This window comes from Couchioplanes caeruleus (genome assembly GCF_003751945.1).
GTDB classification, from domain to species: domain Bacteria; phylum Actinomycetota; class Actinomycetes; order Mycobacteriales; family Micromonosporaceae; genus Actinoplanes; species Actinoplanes caeruleus.
The window spans coordinates 3345711-3364439 of record NZ_RJKL01000001.1; the positions used below are offsets into that span (position 1 = coordinate 3345711).

General features: G+C 72.1%; 20 protein-coding genes. 7 read left to right on the forward strand and 13 right to left on the reverse strand.

Annotation, left to right across the window (positions count from 1 at the left end):
• The first annotated feature begins 69 nt into the window (after positions 1-69).
• The 7 genes from EDD30_RS14775 to EDD30_RS14805 all read left to right on the forward strand — a co-directional run bounded on the left by EDD30_RS14775 (position 70) and on the right by EDD30_RS14805 (position 6607).
• Positions 70-1236 carry a class I SAM-dependent methyltransferase gene (locus tag EDD30_RS14775; protein WP_123678292.1) on the forward strand — a complete coding sequence of 389 codons (1167 nt, stop codon included), beginning with the start codon at positions 70-72 and terminating at the stop codon, positions 1234-1236.
• 11 nt (positions 1237-1247) lie between these two features.
• Positions 1248-1730, forward strand: a complete 483-nt coding sequence (gene ybaK, locus EDD30_RS14780) for a Cys-tRNA(Pro) deacylase (RefSeq protein WP_071805148.1) — start codon at positions 1248-1250, stop codon at positions 1728-1730.
• 184 nt (positions 1731-1914) lie between these two features.
• Complete coding sequence (locus EDD30_RS14785; protein WP_071805147.1) at positions 1915-3000, forward strand: sugar ABC transporter substrate-binding protein; 1086 nt, start codon at positions 1915-1917, stop codon at positions 2998-3000.
• Between the two features lie 87 nt (positions 3001-3087).
• Positions 3088-3900, forward strand: a complete 813-nt coding sequence (locus EDD30_RS14790; protein WP_071805146.1) for an ATP-binding cassette domain-containing protein — start codon at positions 3088-3090, stop codon at positions 3898-3900.
• The gene (locus EDD30_RS14795; protein ID WP_071805145.1) at positions 3897-5144 is read left to right on the forward strand and encodes a sugar ABC transporter permease; all 1248 of its coding nucleotides are present in this window, start codon (positions 3897-3899) and stop codon (positions 5142-5144) included. Before EDD30_RS14790 ends, EDD30_RS14795 begins: the two co-directional genes overlap by 4 nt.
• Positions 5141-6331, forward strand: coding sequence for an ROK family transcriptional regulator (locus EDD30_RS14800; RefSeq protein WP_071805144.1), 1191 nt, complete (start codon positions 5141-5143; stop codon positions 6329-6331). Before EDD30_RS14795 ends, EDD30_RS14800 begins: the two co-directional genes overlap by 4 nt.
• Before the next feature lie 15 nt (positions 6332-6346).
• The gene (locus EDD30_RS14805) at positions 6347-6607 is read left to right on the forward strand and encodes a DUF1707 SHOCT-like domain-containing protein (protein WP_071805153.1); all 261 of its coding nucleotides are present in this window, start codon (positions 6347-6349) and stop codon (positions 6605-6607) included.
• Here the strand turns inward: EDD30_RS14805 and EDD30_RS14810 are convergent.
• The 13 genes from EDD30_RS14810 to EDD30_RS14870 form a co-directional block, all read right to left on the reverse strand.
• On the reverse strand, positions 6567-8351 hold the full coding sequence (locus EDD30_RS14810; protein ID WP_071805143.1) for an ABC transporter ATP-binding protein: 1785 nt from the start codon (positions 8349-8351) through the stop codon (positions 6567-6569). The two genes, EDD30_RS14805 and EDD30_RS14810, sit on opposite strands and share 41 nt — an antisense overlap.
• Complete coding sequence (locus EDD30_RS14815) at positions 8348-10039, reverse strand: ABC transporter ATP-binding protein (RefSeq protein ID WP_071805142.1); 1692 nt, start codon at positions 10037-10039, stop codon at positions 8348-8350. The genes EDD30_RS14810 and EDD30_RS14815 overlap by 4 nt, the downstream gene beginning before the upstream one ends.
• A gap of 43 nt (positions 10040-10082) precedes the next feature.
• Positions 10083-10337: a hypothetical protein gene (locus tag EDD30_RS14820; RefSeq protein ID WP_071805141.1), complete on the reverse strand. Its 255-nt coding sequence runs from the start codon at positions 10335-10337 to the stop codon at positions 10083-10085.
• Positions 10338-10346: 9 nt separating this feature from the next.
• Entirely contained in the window at positions 10347-11399 is a 1053-nt protein-coding gene (tsaD, locus tag EDD30_RS14825) for a tRNA (adenosine(37)-N6)-threonylcarbamoyltransferase complex transferase subunit TsaD (RefSeq protein ID WP_071805140.1), read from the reverse strand.
• Positions 11392-11820 carry a ribosomal protein S18-alanine N-acetyltransferase gene (rimI, locus tag EDD30_RS14830; RefSeq protein ID WP_071805139.1) on the reverse strand — a complete coding sequence of 143 codons (429 nt, stop codon included), beginning with the start codon at positions 11818-11820 and terminating at the stop codon, positions 11392-11394. The genes tsaD and rimI overlap by 8 nt, the downstream gene beginning before the upstream one ends.
• Positions 11820-12476, reverse strand: coding sequence for a tRNA (adenosine(37)-N6)-threonylcarbamoyltransferase complex dimerization subunit type 1 TsaB (tsaB, locus tag EDD30_RS14835; protein ID WP_071805152.1), 657 nt, complete (start codon positions 12474-12476; stop codon positions 11820-11822). Before tsaB ends, rimI begins: the two co-directional genes overlap by 1 nt.
• A 177-nt stretch (positions 12477-12653) precedes the next feature.
• Complete coding sequence (ung, locus tag EDD30_RS14840; protein ID WP_244945247.1) at positions 12654-13352, reverse strand: uracil-DNA glycosylase; 699 nt, start codon at positions 13350-13352, stop codon at positions 12654-12656.
• Between the two features lie 35 nt (positions 13353-13387).
• A complete protein-coding gene (locus tag EDD30_RS14845; protein WP_071805137.1) occupies positions 13388-13744 on the reverse strand; it encodes a hypothetical protein in 357 nt (118 codons plus the stop codon).
• A 4-nt stretch (positions 13745-13748) separates the two neighbouring features.
• Positions 13749-14231, reverse strand: coding sequence for a tRNA (adenosine(37)-N6)-threonylcarbamoyltransferase complex ATPase subunit type 1 TsaE (tsaE, locus tag EDD30_RS14850; protein ID WP_071805136.1), 483 nt, complete (start codon positions 14229-14231; stop codon positions 13749-13751).
• On the reverse strand, positions 14228-15343 hold the full coding sequence (locus EDD30_RS14855) for an alpha/beta fold hydrolase (protein WP_084556353.1): 1116 nt from the start codon (positions 15341-15343) through the stop codon (positions 14228-14230). Before EDD30_RS14855 ends, tsaE begins: the two co-directional genes overlap by 4 nt.
• 300 nt (positions 15344-15643) lie before the next feature.
• Positions 15644-16792 carry an alanine racemase gene (gene alr, locus EDD30_RS14860; RefSeq protein ID WP_071805150.1) on the reverse strand — a complete coding sequence of 383 codons (1149 nt, stop codon included), beginning with the start codon at positions 16790-16792 and terminating at the stop codon, positions 15644-15646.
• A gap of 37 nt (positions 16793-16829) precedes the next feature.
• On the reverse strand, positions 16830-18278 hold the full coding sequence (locus EDD30_RS14865) for an NAD(P)H-hydrate dehydratase (RefSeq protein WP_123678293.1): 1449 nt from the start codon (positions 18276-18278) through the stop codon (positions 16830-16832).
• A gap of 18 nt (positions 18279-18296) precedes the next feature.
• Entirely contained in the window at positions 18297-18665 is a 369-nt protein-coding gene (locus EDD30_RS14870; RefSeq protein ID WP_071806331.1) for a holo-ACP synthase, read from the reverse strand.
• Positions 18666-18729: the final 64 nt, after the last annotated feature.

Consider the following 18729-nt stretch of genomic DNA (forward strand, 5'->3'; position numbering starts at 1 on the left):
GCTAATCGGAGATTATGCCGGAACTAGCACTCCGTCAAGGAGAGTGCCAACACGGCAGAATGACTCCGCGTGGACTTGGAACTGCTCGCCTCCCTGCGTACCCCGGAAGGGTCCGCGGCGCTCGCGGCCGCGGCCGGGGTGACCGGCACCGACCCGCTCGCCGCGGCCTCGGCCCTGCGCGCCCGTGGCATCGCGGCGCCGCTCGCCGCCGCCGCGCTCACCCAGGCCGACCTGCGACGACGCGCCGAGGGCAAGTTCGGCGCGGACGCGGCCGCGATGTTCTTCACCCGGGCCGGCTTCGAGCAGGCGACCCGGGCCGTGGTGGCGGAGCGCCGCGCCGCGCGGCTGCGCGCGGCGGGCGTCGCCACCCTCGCCGACCTGGGCTGCGGGCTGGGCTCCGACGCGCTGGCGGCGGCCCGCCAGGGCATCCGGGTGTACGCGGTCGACGCCGACCCGCTGACCGCCGCCCTCGCCGAGGCGAACGCGGCCGCCGCCGGCCTCGCCGAAATGGTGACCGTGGAGTGCGCCGATGCGACCTCCGTCGAGGTGGAGAGGTTCGACGCGGTCTTCGCCGACCCGGCCCGCCGGCGGGCCGGACGCGGCCGGGTCATGGATCCCCGGGCGTGGTCGCCCCCGTGGGACTTCGTCGCCGCGCTGCCCGGCCGCGTGCCGCGGACGGTGCTGAAGCTGGCGCCCGGCATCGACCACGCCCTGCTGCCCGCGGGGGCCGAGGGCGAGTGGGTCAGCGTCGACGGCGATCTGGTGGAGGCGGCGTTCTGGTGCGGGCCGCTCGCGGAGTTCCCGCGGCGGGCGGTGCTCCTGCCAGGGGGAGGCACGCTGCACGGCTCCGGCGAGCAGGCCGCGCCGGTCGGCACGGTCGGGCGATTCCTGTACGACCCGGACCCGGCCGTGGTCCGCTCGCATCTGGTCGCCGAGTTCGCGGCCGGGATCGGGGGGCGGCTGGCCGACCCGCAGATCGCGTACGTCTACACCGACGAAAGCGTCGACACCGCGTTCGCCCGCCGGCTGGAGGTCACCGACGTGCTGCCGTTCTCGCTCAAGCGGCTGCGCGCGCTGCTGCGGGAGCGCGGCGTGGGCCGGGTCGAGATCCGCAAGCGGGGTTCCGCGCTGGAGCCCGAGCAGTTGCGCCGCGACCTGCGGCTGCGCGGCGACGCATCGGCGTCGGTGGTGCTGACCCGGGTGGCGGGTGCACCGACCGTGGTGCTCTGCCGATAGCCTCGCTGGTCATGGCCAAGAAGGCGGCCGGGACGCCGGCGACCGTACTGCTGTCCGCGGAGAAGGTGCCGCACGAGCTGCACCCGTACGACGTCTCGCCGGAGGCGCCGAACTACGGCGCGCTGGTCGCCGAGGCGCTGGGGGTGCCGCCGGAGTCGCTGTTCAAGACGCTGATCGCCGAGGTCGACGGCGCGCTGACGGTGGCCGTCGTGCCGGTGGCCGGCGAGGTGGATCTCAAGGCCCTGGCCGGTGCGGCCGGCGGGAAGCGGGCGACGCTCGCCGACCGGGCGGCCGCGGAGCGCAGCAGCGGCTATGTGCGCGGCGGCATCAGCCCGCTGGGACAGCGCAGACGTCTACCCACGGTGATCGACGACTCGGCGCTGGAGTTGCCGCGGATGTACGTCTCGGCCGGCCGCCGCGGTCTGCAGGTGTCGCTGGCGCCGGAAGACCTGGTCCGGCTGACCGGCGCCCACACCGCCCGCATCCGGGGCTGAGGGCGGGCGAAACCGGAAAAGTACCAGATTCGGAGCGCAACGTGACCTAGCGTCACTTTGCGGAGTACCGGAGGCTGACCGGTTGTGCCGCACCGAGTCACGGGAATACGTTGCCCGACACAACAAACATTTTTCTTGGAGCGGCGATCCCGACTGCGCGCCTGACGAGGAGAGGACACGAGGAATGCGTAGGGGAATCTTCGCCCTTGCCGTGACGGGCCTGCTGGCCGGCGGGGTGGCCGCATGCGGCGACGACGGCGGATCCGGCACCACGGGCGACGGATCCGTGGGCAAGGTCGGCATCATTCTGCCCGACACCGCGAGCTCCCAGCGCTGGGGTTCGGACGACCCGAAGTTCCTGAAGGCGGCCTTCGACGCGGCCGGCGTGCCGGCCGACATCCAGAACGCGCAGGGTGACAAGAGCTCGTTCCAGACGATCGCGGACGGCATGATCTCCAGCGGGGTCCGGGTGCTGATGATCGTGAACCTGGACTCCGGCACCGGCAAGGCGGTCCTGGACAAGGCGAAGAAGGCCGGGATCGCCACGATCGACTACGACCGGCTCACGCTCAGTGGCGGCGCCGACTACTACGTCAGTTTCGACAATGTGGCGGTCGGCAAGTTGCAGGGCGAGGGTCTGGTGAAGTGCCTGACCGACATGCGGTACGCCAAGCCGGTGGTGGCCGAGCTCAACGGTGCGCCGACCGACAACAATTCCACGCTGTTCAAGCAGGGGTACGACTCGGTGTTGCAGCCGAAGTTCGACTCGGGTGAGTACGTGAAGGGTCCGGACCAGTCGGTGCCGGATTGGGACAATGCGCAGGCCGGCACGATGTTCGAGCAGATGCTGACGCAGAGTAGGGACATCAAGGGGGTCCTCGCGGCCAACGACGGCCTGGGCAACGCCGTCATCTCCGTACTGAAGAAGAACAAGCTGAACGGCAAGGTGCCGGTGACCGGGCAGGACGCCACCGTGCAGGGGCTGCAGAACATCCTCGCCGGCGACCAGTGCATGACCGTCTACAAGGCGATCAAGCAGGTGGCCGACGCCGCCGCCGACCTCGCCATCTCGCTCGCCAAGGGCGAGAAGAAGACGGTCTCCCAGAGCATCAAGGACCCGGAGTCCGGCAAGGACGTCCCGGCCGTTCTGATCAGTCCGAAGGCGATCTTCAAGGAGAACGTCAAGGACGTCGTCGCCGACGGCTTCGTGACCAAGGCTCAGCTCTGCACCGGCGACTTCGCGAAACTGTGCACCGAGAACGGCGTGTGAGCTGACCCCGGGACGACGCCGCAGCACGCCACCGCCCACGCCCGGCCGGGGCGTGGGCGGCGCCGCACCGAAGAAGGAGAACCATCCGTGGCCGCGACACCCCTGCTGGAGGTGCGCGGGATCGACAAGAGCTTCGGTCCCGTGCAGGTGCTCCACGACGTCGGAATGAACGTCTATCCCGGCGAGGTCACCGCGCTCGTCGGCGACAACGGCGCCGGCAAGTCGACCCTGGTCAAGTGCGTCAGCGGCATCTACACCATGGACGCGGGCACGGTGACCTTCGACGGCGAACAGGTGGCCATCCACAGTCCCCGCGACGCCGCGGCGCTGGGCATCGAGGTCGTCTACCAGGACCTCGCGCTCTGCGACAATCTGGACATCGTCCAGAACATGTTCCTCGGCCGCGAGCGGGTACGCGGCATCGTGCTCGACGAACCCACCATGGAACAGATGGCCAGCGACACGCTCGCCAGCCTCTCCGTGCGTACGGTCAAATCCCTGCGCCAGCTCGTCGCCAGCCTCTCCGGCGGCCAGCGGCAGACCGTGGCGATCGCCAAGGCCGTGCTGTGGAACAGCCGGATCGTCATCCTGGACGAGCCGACCGCGGCGCTCGGCGTGGCACAGACCGCCCAGGTGCTCGAGCTCGTCCGTCGCATGGCCGACAACGGGCTCGGCGTGGTGCTCATCTCGCACAACATGAACGACGTGTTCGCCGTCTCGGACCGCATCGTCGCGCTCTACCTCGGCCGGACCGCCGCCCAGGTGAAGACCACGGACGTCACCCACTCCCAGATCGTCGAGTTGATCACCTCGGGCCGCAGCGGAAACCTCGGCCTGCCCCCCGAGAGGCCGGCCGCCGCGGGCTTCATCGACATCACCCCTCCGGGAGCCCACGCATGACGACCGCGTACTCATCCCCGATGCGGGTGGCCGAGCCCACGGTCGCCGGCCACCTGCACGACTACTGGGGGCGCGTCCGCGGCGGGGACATCGGCAGTCTCCCCGCGATCCTGGGGCTCATCGTGCTCTGCCTGATCTTCGGGATCGCCCGGCCGACGTTCTTCAGCGCCGTCAACTTCGCGAATCTCTTCTCGCAGGGCGCGGCCGTCATCTTCATCGCCATGGGTCTGGTGTTCGTCCTGCTGCTGGGCGAGATCGACCTGTCCGCCGGTTTCGCGAGCGGCGTCTGCGGCGCGGTCATGGCCATCCTGCTCACCGACCAGGGCTGGCACTGGTACTCGGCCATCCCGGTCGCCCTGGCGACGGGCCTGGCCATCGGCTTCACCCTCGGCTTCCTGGTGTCGAAGCTGGGCATCCCGTCGTTCATCGTCACCCTGGCGGGCTTCCTGGCCTTCCAGGGCATCCTGCTGGTGCTGCTCAGCGGCGGCAAGAACATCTCGGTCCGCGACCCGTTCGTGCTGTCGCTGGCCAACAACAACATGCCGGCCGGCCTGAGCTGGACGCTCACCGCCGTCGCGATCATCGGGTACGCGGCGGTGCAGCTCGTGCGGTTCCGGGGCAGGGCCGTGCGCGGGCTGGTCACCGAGCCGATGGGTATCGTGCTGGCACGCATCGCCGGGCTGGCCGCGCTGCTGGTCGCCGCGGTCGCCGTACTGACCCAGGAGCGCAGCATCAACCCGTTGATCATCTCGGTGAAGGGTGTGCCGATCGTCGCCCCGCTCATCGCGGTGGCGCTGATCGTGTGGACGTTCGTGCTGGGGCGCACCACATTCGGTCGGCACGTCTACGCCGTCGGCGGCAACAAGGAGGCCGCCCGCCGCGCCGGCATCGCGGTCGACCGGATCCGCATCTCGGTCTTCGTGATCGGTTCGTTCATGGCGGCGATCGGCGGCATCATCGCGGCCAGCCGGGCCAACTCCGTCGACCCGAACTCCGGCGGCAGCAACGTGCTGCTGTACGCGGTCGGCGCGGCCGTCATCGGCGGCACCAGCCTCTTCGGCGGCAAGGGCCGGGTGCTGGACGCGGTGATCGGCGGCGCGGTGATCGCGGTCATCGACAACGGCATGGGCCTGATGGGCTTCAGCGCCGGTCAGAAGTTCATCTTCACCGGACTCATCCTTTTGCTCGCGGCGAGCGTCGACGCGCTGTCCCGCCGCAGAGCGGCCGCCACCGGTAACCGATGAAGGCCGCGCCCAGCCAGGAGGAGGTACGCCGGCACAACCTGGGTACGTTGCTGCGTTATGTTCACATTCATGGTGCTACGTCCCGTGCCGAGCTGACCACCAAGCTGGGCCTCAACCGCAGCACCATCGGCGCCCTGACCGCGGACCTGACCGCCGTCGGCCTGGTCACCGAGAAGGGTCAGCGCGAGACCGGCCGGGCCGGGCGCCCGTCGCTGCTCGTGCGGCCCGAGTCGGCGATGGTGTACGCGTACGCCCTCAACATCGAGGTGGACCGGCTGCGCGCCGCCCGGGTCGGCCTCGGCGGGGTGATCCTGGACCGGCGCGAGGCCCCACGCCCCCGGGAGATGCAGGTCGTCGACGCGGTGCGGCCGCTCGCGGGCTTCATCCACGAGATGCGCAAGGACGTGCCGGACGGCGCCCGCTACGTCGGCGCCGGACTGGCGGTCGCGGGCATGGTGCGCCGCGCGGACGGCATGGTGCGGCTCGCGCCCCCGATCGGCTGGGTCGACCAGCCCGTCGGCGACGCGCTGGTCGAGGAGATCGGCGGCGACGTCGGCCCGATGGTCGTCGGCAACATCGCCGACGTGGCGGCGCTGGTCGAGCACAGCCGCGGCGCGGCCGCCGGCCGCGAGAACGTCATCTACCTGTACGGCGACGTCGGCGTCTGCGCGGGCATCATCGCCGGCGGCCGGCGCATCACCGGGCACGGCGGGTACGGCGGCGAGGTCGGCCACATGGTGATCAACCCCGGAGGCAACCCCTGCAGCTGCGGCTCGCGAGGCTGCTGGGAGACGGAGATCGGCGAGTATCCGCTGCTCAGGCTGGCCGGCCGGGAGGACCGCAGCGGCCGGGAGGCGGTGCTCGGCGTGGTCGAGGCGGCGATGCGCGGCGACTGGGCGGCCCAACAGGCGGTCCGGCACGTGGGCGAGTGGATCGGCCTCGGTGTCGGCAACCTGGTCAACATCTTCAACCCGGAGGCGGTGATCTTCGGCGGCACGCTGCGCGACGTGTACCTGGTGGCGGCTGCCCAGATCCGGTCTAGGCTCAACGAGGTCGCCCTGCCTGCCTGCCGCGAACACATCCGGCTGCGGACGCCGGAACTCGGCGCCGACGCGGCCCTCATCGGCGCCGCCGAGCTGGCCTTCGAGAAGCTTCTGGAGGATCCGCTGCTGGGCGCGACCGGCTAGAGTGCGGCCGTGAGCATGCGCGCCTCCGACGAGGACCGGCAGCGGATCATGGCCGCCCTGGAGCGGCACACCGGCGCCGGCCGGCTGACCCTGGACGAGTTCACCCAGCGCGTGGGCGTGGCCGCCGACGCCCGCACGCTCGACGAGCTCGCCGCCGTGGTGAGCGACCTGCCCGCCGAGGAGGCCGAGGAGCGGCAGCGGCGCGAGTTCCTGCTGCTGCTGGCGATCGCGGTCGTCACCCTTGTTCTGCTGGGTGCGTTCCTGGGCCTGCGCTAGACCCGACCGGCGGCGTGCCGTGCCACGAGTCCCACAGCGCCGCGTAGGAACCACCGGCGGCGACCAGCTCGTCGTGCGAGCCCAGCTCGGTGATCCGCCCGTCCTCCACCACGGCCACGCGGTCCGCGTCGTGGGCCGAGAAGAGCCGGTGCGCGATCGCGACGACCGTACGCCCCTTCAGCACCGCCGCCAGTGACCGCTCCAGATCCCGGGCAGCCCGCGGGTCCAGCAGCGCGGTGGCCTCGTCGAGCACGAGCGTGTGCGGATCCGCGAGCACCAGCCGCGCCAGCGCGACCTGCTGCGCTCTCGCGGCCGAAAGGCTCACCCCGCCCGCGCCGACCGCCGTGTCCAGACCGTCGGGCAGCTCGTCCGCCCAGGCCAGGGCGTGTACGGCGGCCAGCGCCTGCCGGACGTCGGCGGTCGACGAACCGGGCCGGACCATCGCGATGTTGTCGCGCAGCGTACCCATGAAGACGTGGTGTTCCTGGCTGACGAGGGCGACCTCCGTACGCAACCGGTCCAGGGGCAGACCGGCCAGCGCGACCCCACCGACGGTGAGCGAGCCACCGCCGGGCGTGTGCACTCCGGCGAGCAGCCGGCCCAGGGTGGACTTGCCCGCCCCGGACGGCCCGACGATCGCCAGCCGCTCCCCCGGCGCGATCGTGAGCGAGATGCCGTGCAGGACCTCCCGGCCCTCGACATAGGAGAAGCGCACATCCTCGGCGACGATCTCGGCACCGCGCGGGGTCAGCGAGGTCGACGCCGGGGTGCGGAACGAGACGCCGAGCAGCCGGGCCAGCGACGCCGCGCCGACCTGCAGCTCGTCCAGCCAGCCGAGGAAACGGTCGACCGGGTCGACCAGCATCTGGGCGTAGAGCACCGCGGCGGTGACCTGGCCGAGGCTGACCCAGCCCCGCAGGTAGAACCAGCCGCCGAGCAGCAGCGTGCCGACCACCGGTAGCACGTAGCCGATCTCGATGGACGGCATCCACACCGTGCGCAGGAACAACGTGTACCGCTCGGTCCGCCACGAGCGGCGCAGGTCGCCGTCCGTACGGCGGATGCGCTGCCGCTGGCGCCGCAGCGCGTCGACCGTCCGGGCTCCCTCGACGGTCTCCGCGAGACCGTCCGTGACCTGCGAGTACGCGGCGTTCTGCCGCAGATAGCCGAACGCTGCCCGGCGCAGGTACCAGCGGGTGGACCAGGTCAGGATCGGCACGGCGATCAGCAGCGGCAGCGCGAGCAGGGGGCTCACCAGGATCAGCGCGCCGACGGCCAGCGACGCGGTGATCATGGCGATCAGCGTCTCCGGCACCGCGAAGCGCAGGCAACGGGAGAGCGCGTCGACGTCGCGCGAGGTTCGGGTGAGCAGATCCCCCGTGCCTGCCCGCTCCACAGTGGACAGCGGAATCCGGAGGACCCGGTCGACGAAGTCCTCCCTCAGCTCGGCGAGGATCTGCTCGCCGAGTCTTGCCGAGGCAAGGTACGCGAACCGCACCAGCACGGCCTGCAACACCACGAAGACCGCGATGACGGCGGCGATCCGGTCCACCGTCCGCACGCCGGCGTGGTGCTGGATCGACTCGACCAGCTCGCCGAGCAGCCGCGGGCCGACCAGGCCGGTCATGGCGGCCAGCGCGTGCAGGACCACCGTCGTGGTGAGCGCGCGCGGATGCCGGCGGAACAGCTCGCGGGCGTACCGGCGCACCTGGCGGGAGTCCGCCACCGGGAGCGCGTTGCTCACTCGCGCAGCACCGTCCTCGCGTAAGCGAAGCTGCCGTCCAGCAGTTCGCGATGGGTTCCCTCGGCGATCACCACCCCGTCCTCGACGTAGAGGACGTGATCGGCGCGGTCCAGCACCAGCGGGCTGGTCGAGCAGACGACCGTCGTGCGGCCGTGGCGGGCGGCCCCGAGCCGGGCCGCGATACGCGCCTCGGTATGCGCGTCCACGGCGCTGGTCGGTTCGACCAGCACGAGGATCTCCGGGTCGGCGACGAGGGCGCGGGCGAGCCGCAACCGCTGCTGCTGTCCTCCGGAGAAGCTGCGGCCCCGCTCCGCGACCTCGCTGTCCAGGCCGTCGGGCAGCGCCTCCACGACGTCGGCGGCGGACGCCTCGGCCAGGGCGGCCAGGGCGCGCCCGGTGCCCTCCGGATCAAGATCCTCGCGCAACGGCCCGGAGAACAGCCGGGCGTCGTTGTCGGCCACCACGATCCGCTCGCGCACGCTCGCCAGATCAAGATCCTTCAACGGTACGCCGGCAAGCGTCGTCCCCGCGCCGGCCGCGGTGTAGTGGCCGAGCCGATCCGCGATGGTGACCGCGTCGGCCGGCACCGCGGCCGCGATCGCGGTGACCATCCCCGGCCGGACGACCACACCGGACACCGGATCGACCAGCTCACCCCGCTCCGGGGCGGGCCTCGGCAGGGACGGCCCGCGCAGGTCCGAGCGGACCCGCAGCATCGACACGACGCGGCGCCCCGACACGTGGCCGCGGGTCAGCTTGTCGATCGTCTCGGTGAGCTGGCGCAGCGGGGAGACCAGGAAGGCCGCGTACCCGTAGAAGGAGACGAGCTGGCCCACGGTGATCCGCCCGGAGATCGCGAAGCGTGCACCCAGCCAGGTGACCAGCACCAGGAAGATGCCGGGCAGGAGCACCTGCGCCGCGTCGAGCAGGCACTCCACCCAGGCCACGCGCACCCCGGCCGCCCGCAGCCGCTGCGACTCGGCGCGGTAGCGCCCCGACATCACCGGCTCGCCGCCGACGCCGCGCAGCACCCGCAGGCCGCCGACCAGGTCGGTGGCGTGGGCGGTGAGCCGGCCCTGCTGCTCCCGGTACGCCTGCTGGCGCCGGTGCAGGGGCCGGATCAGCAGGCTGACGACGGCCATCAGCACGGGGATGCCGAGCACCACCACGAGGCCCAACGGGACCGAGGTGAGCAGCAGGATCGTGGTGACGGTGAGGACGGCGACGACCGAGCCGACACCCCGGGCGGTGATGTCGATGGCGTTGCCGATGTGGGTGATGTCCGCCGTACCGATGGCCACGACCTCGCCCGCGTCGAGCCGCCGCGGCAACGCGACGCCGAGCCGGCCGGCCTGCCGGACCGCGACCTGCACCGTACGGTAGGCGGCCGAGAGCCAGTTGAAGACGGCCCGGCGGTGGCGCAGCAGGCCGGCGCCGGCCTGCACGAGGCCCACGGTCAGCAGGACCATGCTCCAGATCAGCAGCTCGCGGCCGTCGCGCTCGGTCAGCCCGGCGTCGATGGCCCGGCCGATGACGGCGGGCACGAAGGCCTGGCAGACCATCCAGACCACCGCGAAGAGGATCGCGGCGCTGACGGATACCCATGTGCGCCGGGCGAGCCACCCCAGATAGCGGGTGGCGGACCGGTGGTCAGGAGAGCCGGGATCGGCGGGGGGCAGATCTCGCATCGCCCTTCGACGTTACGTAACCCCGCCGTCACGATCCAGCGCGTTATCTGTCGACCGGCGAGAAATCCCACACGTGCGGAGAGCGCGCCACGAGGTTTGCCGGAGGCGCCGGAAGGGCAGCGGGATTGTTCCGCCACTTCGAGATGACCACAATGCGTAGATCCGTGGAGGAGAAGACCTCGCTCGACACGTGCGAGGGCAGCACCTCCAGCTTCGGCAGCGCCACGTCGCACACCCAGCTCAGCAGCTCGTCGAAGCCGCCGCGCGAGGCGCGCACCTCCCACATTCGCGCGATCATGCTCGCTTCCTACCCCGCCACAGCGATCGAGGTCAATGACATCGCCGAATCGGCCGGCAGATCGAGCCGACTGGGAGCCACGCCGGCCGCGACGAGATGCGACCCGAGGGCGGCGACCATCGCACCGTTGTCCGTGCACAACTGCGGACGGGGTACGCGTACCCGTACGCCCAGCTTCGCCGCGCGCTCCTCGGCCAGCAGCCGCAGCCGCGAGTTCGCCGCGACCCCGCCGCCGATGATCAGCGTCTCGACGCCGTGCTCCCGGCACGCGTCCAGGGCCTTCGCGGTGAGCACGTCGCAGACCGCATCCTGGAAGCTCGCGGCCACGTCGGCGACCGGCACCGGCTCGCCGCTGCGCTCCCGCGCCTCCACCCAGCGCGCCACCGCCGTCTTCAGGCCCGAGAACGAGAAGTCGAACCGGTGCTCGGCCTGATCTTTCGGCGCGGTCAGGCCGCGCGGGAACGCGATCGCCCGCGGATCGCCGTCACGGGCCGTACGGTCGATCACCGGCCCGCCCGGAAAGCCCATCCCCAGCAACCGCGCGACCTTGTCGAACGCCTCCCCCGCGGCGTCGTCGATGGTGGCGCCGAGCGGCGTCACCCCCGCGGTCAGATCGTCGACGAGCAGCAGCGACGAGTGCCCGCCCGAGACGAGCATCGCCACCGCGGGCTCCGGCAGCGGCCCGTGCTCGAGGGTGTCCACGGCGACGTGAGCGGCGAGATGGTTGACGCCGTAGATCGGCTTCTCCGCGGCGAGGGCGTACCCCTTGGCGGCGGCGACCCCGACGAGCAGCGCACCCGCCAGGCCGGGCCCGGCCGTCACGGCGATCGCATCGATGTCGGCGAGCGTGACACCGGCGTCGTCCAACGCCCGGCGCATGGTCGGCACGATGGCCTCCAGATGCGCCCGGCTGGCGACCTCGGGCACCACCCCGCCGAACCGCGCATGTTGATCCACACTGGAGGCCAGCGCGTCGGCGAGCAGGGTGTGCCCACGGACGATGCCGACGCCGGTCTCGTCGCAGGAGGTCTCGATTCCGAGGACCAGAGGCTCGTCAGGCATCGCGCATCATCACCAGGGCGTCCGTGTTGGTCGGTTGGTAGTAGCCGCGCCGGATCCCGACTGGCTCGAAGTCGTACGCGGCGTAGAGCTGTTGCGCGGGCCGGTTGTCCACGGCCACCTCGAGCAGCACCTTGCGCTTCCCGGCCCGCTCGAGGAGTGCCTCGAGCAATGCCCGGCCCAGACCCCGCTGCTGGGCCTCGCGCTTGACGCCGATGGTCTGTACCCAGCTCTCCTGCTCGTCGACGACCGCCAGCCCGGCATAGCCGAGAAGTTCGTCGTCCTCCCGGGCCACGACGTAGAAGTGACGCTGGGCCAGCTCATTCCAGAACATGGCCGCTGACCACTTCACCGGCCCGAAGAGATCCTCCTCCATCGGCAGCACATCGGCGATGTGCCACCACCGGAACCGCTCGATCGCCATCAGGGCAGCACATGCTTGCGGGCGGAGGGCTCGACCGCATCCGGCCGGCGCAGATAGAGCGGGGTGAGCGGTTCACCCGCCGCCCCGGCCCGGATCTTGTCGAGCGCCAGGGCGATCAGTGCCTCGCCCGGCGGATGCAGAAGCCGGCCCTCGATCGGCACCCCGAAGACGTCGCTGTACTTCAGCGCGCCCTCGCCGACGGCGCGATCGGCATCGACGGGCACCTCGGCGGGCTTCGCGACGTCGGGCTCGGTCACCCGCTTGCCGTCGACATAGGTGGCGAAATAGACCTCCCGCCGCCGCGCGTCGGTCGCGACCAGAACCCGGCCCGGCCCGGCCGCACGGCCGAGAGCATCGAGCGAGCAGATCCCGTACGTGGGAACGCCCAGCGCCTGCCCCATGCTCGCGGCGGTGGCGAGACCCACGCGCAGGCCGGTGAACGGGCCGGGGCCGAGCCCGGCGACGATCGCACCGAGCTGGGCCGGGCGGGCGCCGGCGTCGGCGAGGACGGCGCGGATCTGCGGTGCCAGCAACTCACCGTGCGCCCGCGGGTCGACCACCCGCCGCTCACCGAGGCCGGTCAGGCCGGCATCGGTGACCTCCGCGAGGGCGGCGGTGACCGCGGGCGTGGAGGTGTCCAGAGCGAGTACGAGCACCAGGAAACAGTAGCGGCAGCGGGTTGCCGGGGCGGCCGCGAGGCTGCCCCTGAGGCGCTTCACCGCGCGACGATGCCTGGTCACATCCGGGCTGACGCCTTCCCTGCTCCGCTGCGTCCCGGCAGCGGGGGCGGCGAGCGATCATTCCCTCACCGGCCGCCTGGCCCGGCTCCCGGCTCAGGCGCCGGCTTCGGCGGCGGCTCGGGGGTCCCAGTCGATCGGCGGGCGCCCGGCGTCGGCGAGCGCCTTGTTGGCGGCGCTGAACATGCGGGCGCCGAGGAAGTCCTTGCCGCCGTTGAGAGGACTCGGATGACCGGATTCGATCACCGTGTGCGCCGGATTGGTCACCAGGGCGGCCTTCTTCCGCGCATACGACCCCCAGAGCAGGAACACCACCCGCTCCCGCCGAGCGTTCAGGGCACGGATCGTGGCGTCCGTGAACACCTCCCAACCCCTGTTCTTGTGTGACGCCGCGGCTCCCGCGCGCACGGTGAGCACCGCATTGAGCAGCAGCACGCCCTGCCGCGCCCACCCGGTGAGATCTCCGCTGGTCGCGGGCGGCACCCCGACGTCGGCGGCAAGCTCCTTGTAGACGTTGCGCAGCGACGGAGGCACCCGCACTCCCTCACGGACGCTGAAGCTCAGGCCGTGCGCCTGCCCCGGCCCGTGGTACGGGTCCTGCCCGAGAAGCAACACCCGGGTCCGCTCGGGCGGGCAGAGCCGGTACGCCGCGAAAAGATCCTCCACCGGCGGGTAGACGGTGTGCTGGGCATACTGCTCGGCCACGAAGCTGCCCAGCGCCTCCGTGGCGGCGGGGTCGAGGAACGGCGTCAGCTCCGCACGCCAGGCGGGCGGCAGCAGATCGGGCAGATTCACATGATCTCCGGGGGTCTGGAAGGCCGAGGGAACGGTCATGGTTTCCGGGGCAGGCCCGGTCGGCCCGGAGCCTGCCGATGATCGCCGTATGGCACGAGGTCGGCCATCGGCGGGATCACAGCGTCGCGGCGGGGTCGTCGAGTCTCCTTCGGCACCAAGGCGCGGTGCAGCACGAACACGTGGTCATCGGCGGCGGCGAACTCGGCGGCGACGGCGAAGAACTCGGCGGCGACGGCGACGGCGCCGTCGCCGGGGCGTGGGTCGACCGCCGCGTCCAGCGCATCGAGCAGTTCCTTGCGGAGGTGGCACCGCTGTCGACCCGCCTCACCTACCGCCGCACCTGGGCGCGGAGGACCCGGCGGCGGAGGCGACGAGAAGGAAGCGTCGATCATCGGGTCACAGCTTCTCGAGGCGGGCCGCCCAGTCTCCGCCGTGGGGCATCAGGTCGATCACCCGGGTGTCGTCGTCGAGGCGGTCGATGCGCACCGCGAGATACTCGTCGTTGAGCTGCTCGACCAGGCCCGCACCCCACTCCACAACGGTGACCGCGCCGTCGGCGGAGGCGTCCAGGTCGAGATCGTCGATCTCCGCGCGCGGGTCGGCCGCATCACCCAGCCTGTACGCGTCCGCGTGCACCAGCGGAACCTCGCCCCCACGCTCCCGATCGGGCCGGTGCACCCGGGCGATCACGAACGTCGGCGACGTGATGTCGCCGAGCACCTTCAGCCCGGCGCCGATGCCCTGCACCAGCGCGGTCTTGCCGGCGCCGAGCGGACCGGTCAGCAGCAACAGATCTCCGGGGCGCAGCAGGGCCGCGAGCCGGCGACCGAACGCGCGCGTGTCGTCCACAGTGGGCAGGCGGATGCCGGTTGTGTTCAAGACACCCGCTCCAGGAAGGGAATCAGCGCGGCGTTGACCTCGTCCGCCTTCTCGAGCATGACCACGTGGCCGCTGTTGTCGATCTTCAATAGCTCGGCGTCGGGAAGCCTCCTGAGGATGTCCTCCGAGTGCGCCACCGGGGTCAGGTAGTCCTTCGTGCCGACCAGCACCAGCACCGGCACGGCTTTGAGCGCCGACAGGGCCGGGAACCGGTTGTGCGTGTAGAGCGTGCGCAGATACTTGGTCAAGGTCTCGACCGATGTCTTGGAGTTCATCTGCTCCACGAAGGTGACCAGCGAGGGGCTGGGCCGGGAATCGCCGAATCCGTACCGCCGGGTCAGCAGCCAGGCGAGATCGGACGAGGCGAGCCGGGCCCGCTCGATCACCGGTCCCCCGAGCCGCGCCGCCCCGCCCCACAGCGGGATGAACGGCGCACTGACGCGGGCGGCCAGCGTGGGCAGACCAAGCTTGGCCTTGTCGATGAGGCCGGCCGATGTGGACATGAGCACCACGCCGGTGACCCGCTCGCCGAACCATTCCGGATACTGCTCGGCGAACGCCATGATCGTCATGCCGCCCATCGAATGCCCGACCAGGATGATGCGCCCCTCCGGCACGGTCGCGTCGAGCACCGCCGCCAGCGACTTCCCTAGCGCCGCGATGTCGTAGTCACCGGACTGCAGGCGACTGGACCGGCCGTGACCCGGCTGATCGTAGAAGACGAGCCGGTGCTCCCCCAGCTCGGTGAGCGCCTGCCGCTGGAAGTAGAAGGTGCCCATGTCCAGGGCGAAGCCGTGCACGAAGACGATCGTGGGCTTCGCGCCGGCCTGCTGGGGCTCGACGATCTCCACGTGCAGCTCGGTGCCGTCGGCCGCGGTGACGGTGAGCCGTTCGTCGTGCGGCTGTTCACCGAACTCCTCGTCGGCGTGCGGGTCACCGGGCGCGTTGACCGACTTGCGCACCAGCGCCCGCTCGACCGCGAACGCGGTGGCGAGCCCGGCCGCCGCGACACCGATGACCGCACCGGCGATCCCGACCTGCTTCGCCCGCCGCCGCGGACCGGACCGGCCCGTCCGCGACGAGGAACGGGCGGACGGTTTGACGGGCCTCATCCAGCCTCCTCAGGACTCATCCAGCGGCTCCACAAGACTCGAGATCCACCCGGCCTACTCACGGCTCGAGATCCACCCGGCCTACTCACGGCCCGAGATCCACCCGACCTGCTCACGGCCCGGGGCCTGACCGACCCGCTCCCGGCTCGAGACCCGACCGACCCGCTCCCGGCCCGACCGACCCGCTCGCCTACGCCGAGGGCGAGTGGACGGGATCTGCACGCCGCGAGAGACAGTGCCCCATCCGGCATCCGCAAGCTCATCCGGCCCTCCCCAGAACCCCAGCCGGCTCCCGCAAGATCATTCAGCCGTCTCCTCGGGCGACGGAACACCCGCCGAGCCGTCGTAGATGCGCGGCACCCGCGACCCACCGAAGCGCGTGACGATCTCGTAATTGATCGTGCCGATCGCCTCGGCCCAGTCGGTCGCCGTCGGCTCGCCGTCGTCGCCGGCGCCGAACAGGACCGCCACGTCGCCCACCGCGATCGGGTCGTCACCGCAATCCAGCACGAACTGGTCCATGCACACCCGGCCCGCGATGTGGCGCACCGCGCCGCCGAGCCACACCGGCCCCGCATTGGAGGCATGCCGCGGCACGCCGTCGCCGTAGCCGAGCGGCACCAGCGCCAGGGTCGTCTCGCGGGCGGTGTGGTACGCATGCCCGTACGAAACTCCCTGCCCGGCCGGGACCCGCTTGGTGAGCGCGACCCGCGCCCGGGCCGTCATCGCCGGGCGCAACCCGGCCGGCGGCGGGCCCGGCAGCGGCGACAGCCCGTAGATGGCCACGCCCGGCCGGACCAGGTCGTAGTGGGAGTCGGGGCGGGTGAGGGTCGCCGCCGAGTTGGCGATGTGGCGGTAGCGCGGCTCGACGCCGTAGCGCTCCGCGGTCGCCAGCCCCTCGGCGAAGACCGCGAGCTGTCGGTCGATCGTCTCGTGACCGGGCGCGTCGGAGCACGCGAAGTGACTCCAGATCCCGACGACCTCCAGGTCTTGATCGGCCTGGGCCTTCGCGGCCGCCTCCACCAGGGCGGGCCACTCGGCCGGCGTCGAGCCGCCGCGAGACAGGCCGGTATCGAGCTTGAGATGCACGCGGGCCGGGCGCCGGACCCGGCGGGCGGCCGCGACCACCTCGTCGAGCTGCGCCAGGCTGCCCGCGTTGAGGTCCACCTCGGCCTCGACGCCCTCGTGCAGCGGCAACCCCGGCCCGAGCAGCCAGGCCAGCATGGGAGAGGTGAGCCCGGCCCTGCGCAACGTGAGGGCCTCGTCGAGGGTGGCCACACCCAGCCAGGTGGCACCGCCGGCGAGGGCCGCGCGGGCGGCCGGCAGCATGCCGTGCCCGTAGCCGTCGGCCTTGACCACGGCCATGACCTCGGCGCTCGTGCCGGCGCACAGCGTCGCCACATTGTCCCGGATTGCGTCGAGGTCGATCCGGATCTCGGCCTGCCACATGCTCATCAGCCTACTGACCGGGTCCGACAGAACCGCGTCACCGCAGGTCCGCCAGGACGGGACGCAGCGCGGCGGCCACGTCGGAGGCCGTGGCCGGGCCGTCCAGCCCGGCCCTGCGCCCGGCCAGGCCGTGCACGTACGCCGCCGCCACGGCCGCCCGCTGAGCGGGAACTCCCGCGGCGAGCAGCGAACCCAGCAATCCCGCCAGCACGTCGCCCGATCCGGCGGTCGCCAGGTCGGCGGTGGCCGTGGGATTGGCCCACGCCTCGCCGGACGGCGTCGCCACGATGGTGCGGTCCCCCTTCAGCAGGACGACCGCGTTCATCCACGCGGCGAGCCGGCAGGCGGCGCCGACCCGGTCGGCGCCCGGCGCCTCCCCGGCCAGCCGGGCGAACTCCCGGTCGTGCGGGGTGATCACCAGGGGCGCGTCCCGTCGCAGGCCGGCGGCGTGCTGCCCGTCGACCAGCAACGTCAGCGCGTCGGCGTCGAGCAGGACGGGCACCGAGCTGGCCAGGACGCTGCGCAGCTCCCGACGCGCGTCGTCGCCGGTCCCGAGCCCGGACCCGCACACCCAGGCCTGTACACGTCCGGCGTCGGCGACCCGCTCCGCGGCGATCACCGACGGATGCCGGCGCACCACCTCACGCCCGGCGCTGCCCGCGTAGCGCACCAGGCCGGTCGGGCCGGCCAGCGCGCCGGCGACGGAGAGCACCGCCGCGCCCGGATACGTCGCCGAGCCGGTCGCCAGGCCCACCACGCCACGGGAGTACTTGTCCGAGGTGGCGCCCGGGCGGGGCCACCACGAGACGACGTCGGACGCGTCGGGGACGCGTACGGCGGCGGTCGTGCGCAGCGTCGCACCCAGGCCGATGTCCACCAGGTCGACGTGGCCCGCCCGCGCGGCGGCGGGACCCACCACATGCGCGGGCTTAAGGCATCCGAAGGTCACCGTGACGTCGGCGTGCACCGCGTCGCCCGGCACGTCGCCGGTGTCCACCGACACCCCGCTCGGCACATCCACCGCCACGACCGGAGGCCGCGCGCCGTCCCGCGCGCGCAAGGCACCGAGCCGGGCGACCAGTGCCGCCGCCTGAGGTCGCAGGCCACCGCTCGCGCCGATGCCGACAATGCCGTCGACGACGAGATCCGCGCGGTCCGGCAGGTCGGCGACCACACGGCCACCCGCCTGACGCAGCGCGGCGAGCCCGGCGACGTGGGCGCGCTCAGGACTGAGGAGGACAGCCCGAACCGCTGCGCCACGCGCGGCCAGCCGGGCACCCGCAAAGAGGGTGTCGCCGCCGTTGTCGCCGCTGCCCACCAGGAGCACGACCGTCGCGCCGTAGACGCCGCCACCGTCGCGCAACAGCAGCGCACAGCGACGCGCCAGACCGGCCGCGGCGCGCTGCATGAGTGAACCGTCGGGCAGGGTCGCCATCAGGGCCTTCTCCGCCGAGCGTACGTCCGCAACCCGCCATGCCTGCCGCATCCGCGCTCCTGTGCCGTCTCAGGCCTCGGCGACCACCATGGCCGAGGCGATGCCGCCGTCGTGGGACAGCGACAGATGCCACCGGTTGACCCCCCGCTCGACGGCCACCGCCGCGACCGTACCGGATACGGTCAGCCACGGCCTGCCGTCCGGATCCGAGACGATCTCGCAGTCGTGCCACCGCAACCCCGCGGGCGCGCCGAGGGCCTTGGCCACTGCTTCCTTGGCCGCGAAGCGTGCGGCCAGCGACTCCGCCGACCGCGGGTTGCCGGACGGCGTCGTCCGCTCCGCGTCGGTGAAGAGCCGGTCCGCAAGCAGGGGCGTGCGCTCCAGTGCCCGGGCGAACCGCTCGACCAGCACCACGTCGATCCCGCAAGACACGATCACACCACCAACCCTATCGGGACCGGTTGTCCACAACCCGGGTCTCGGACGCGGTTGTCCACAGCCC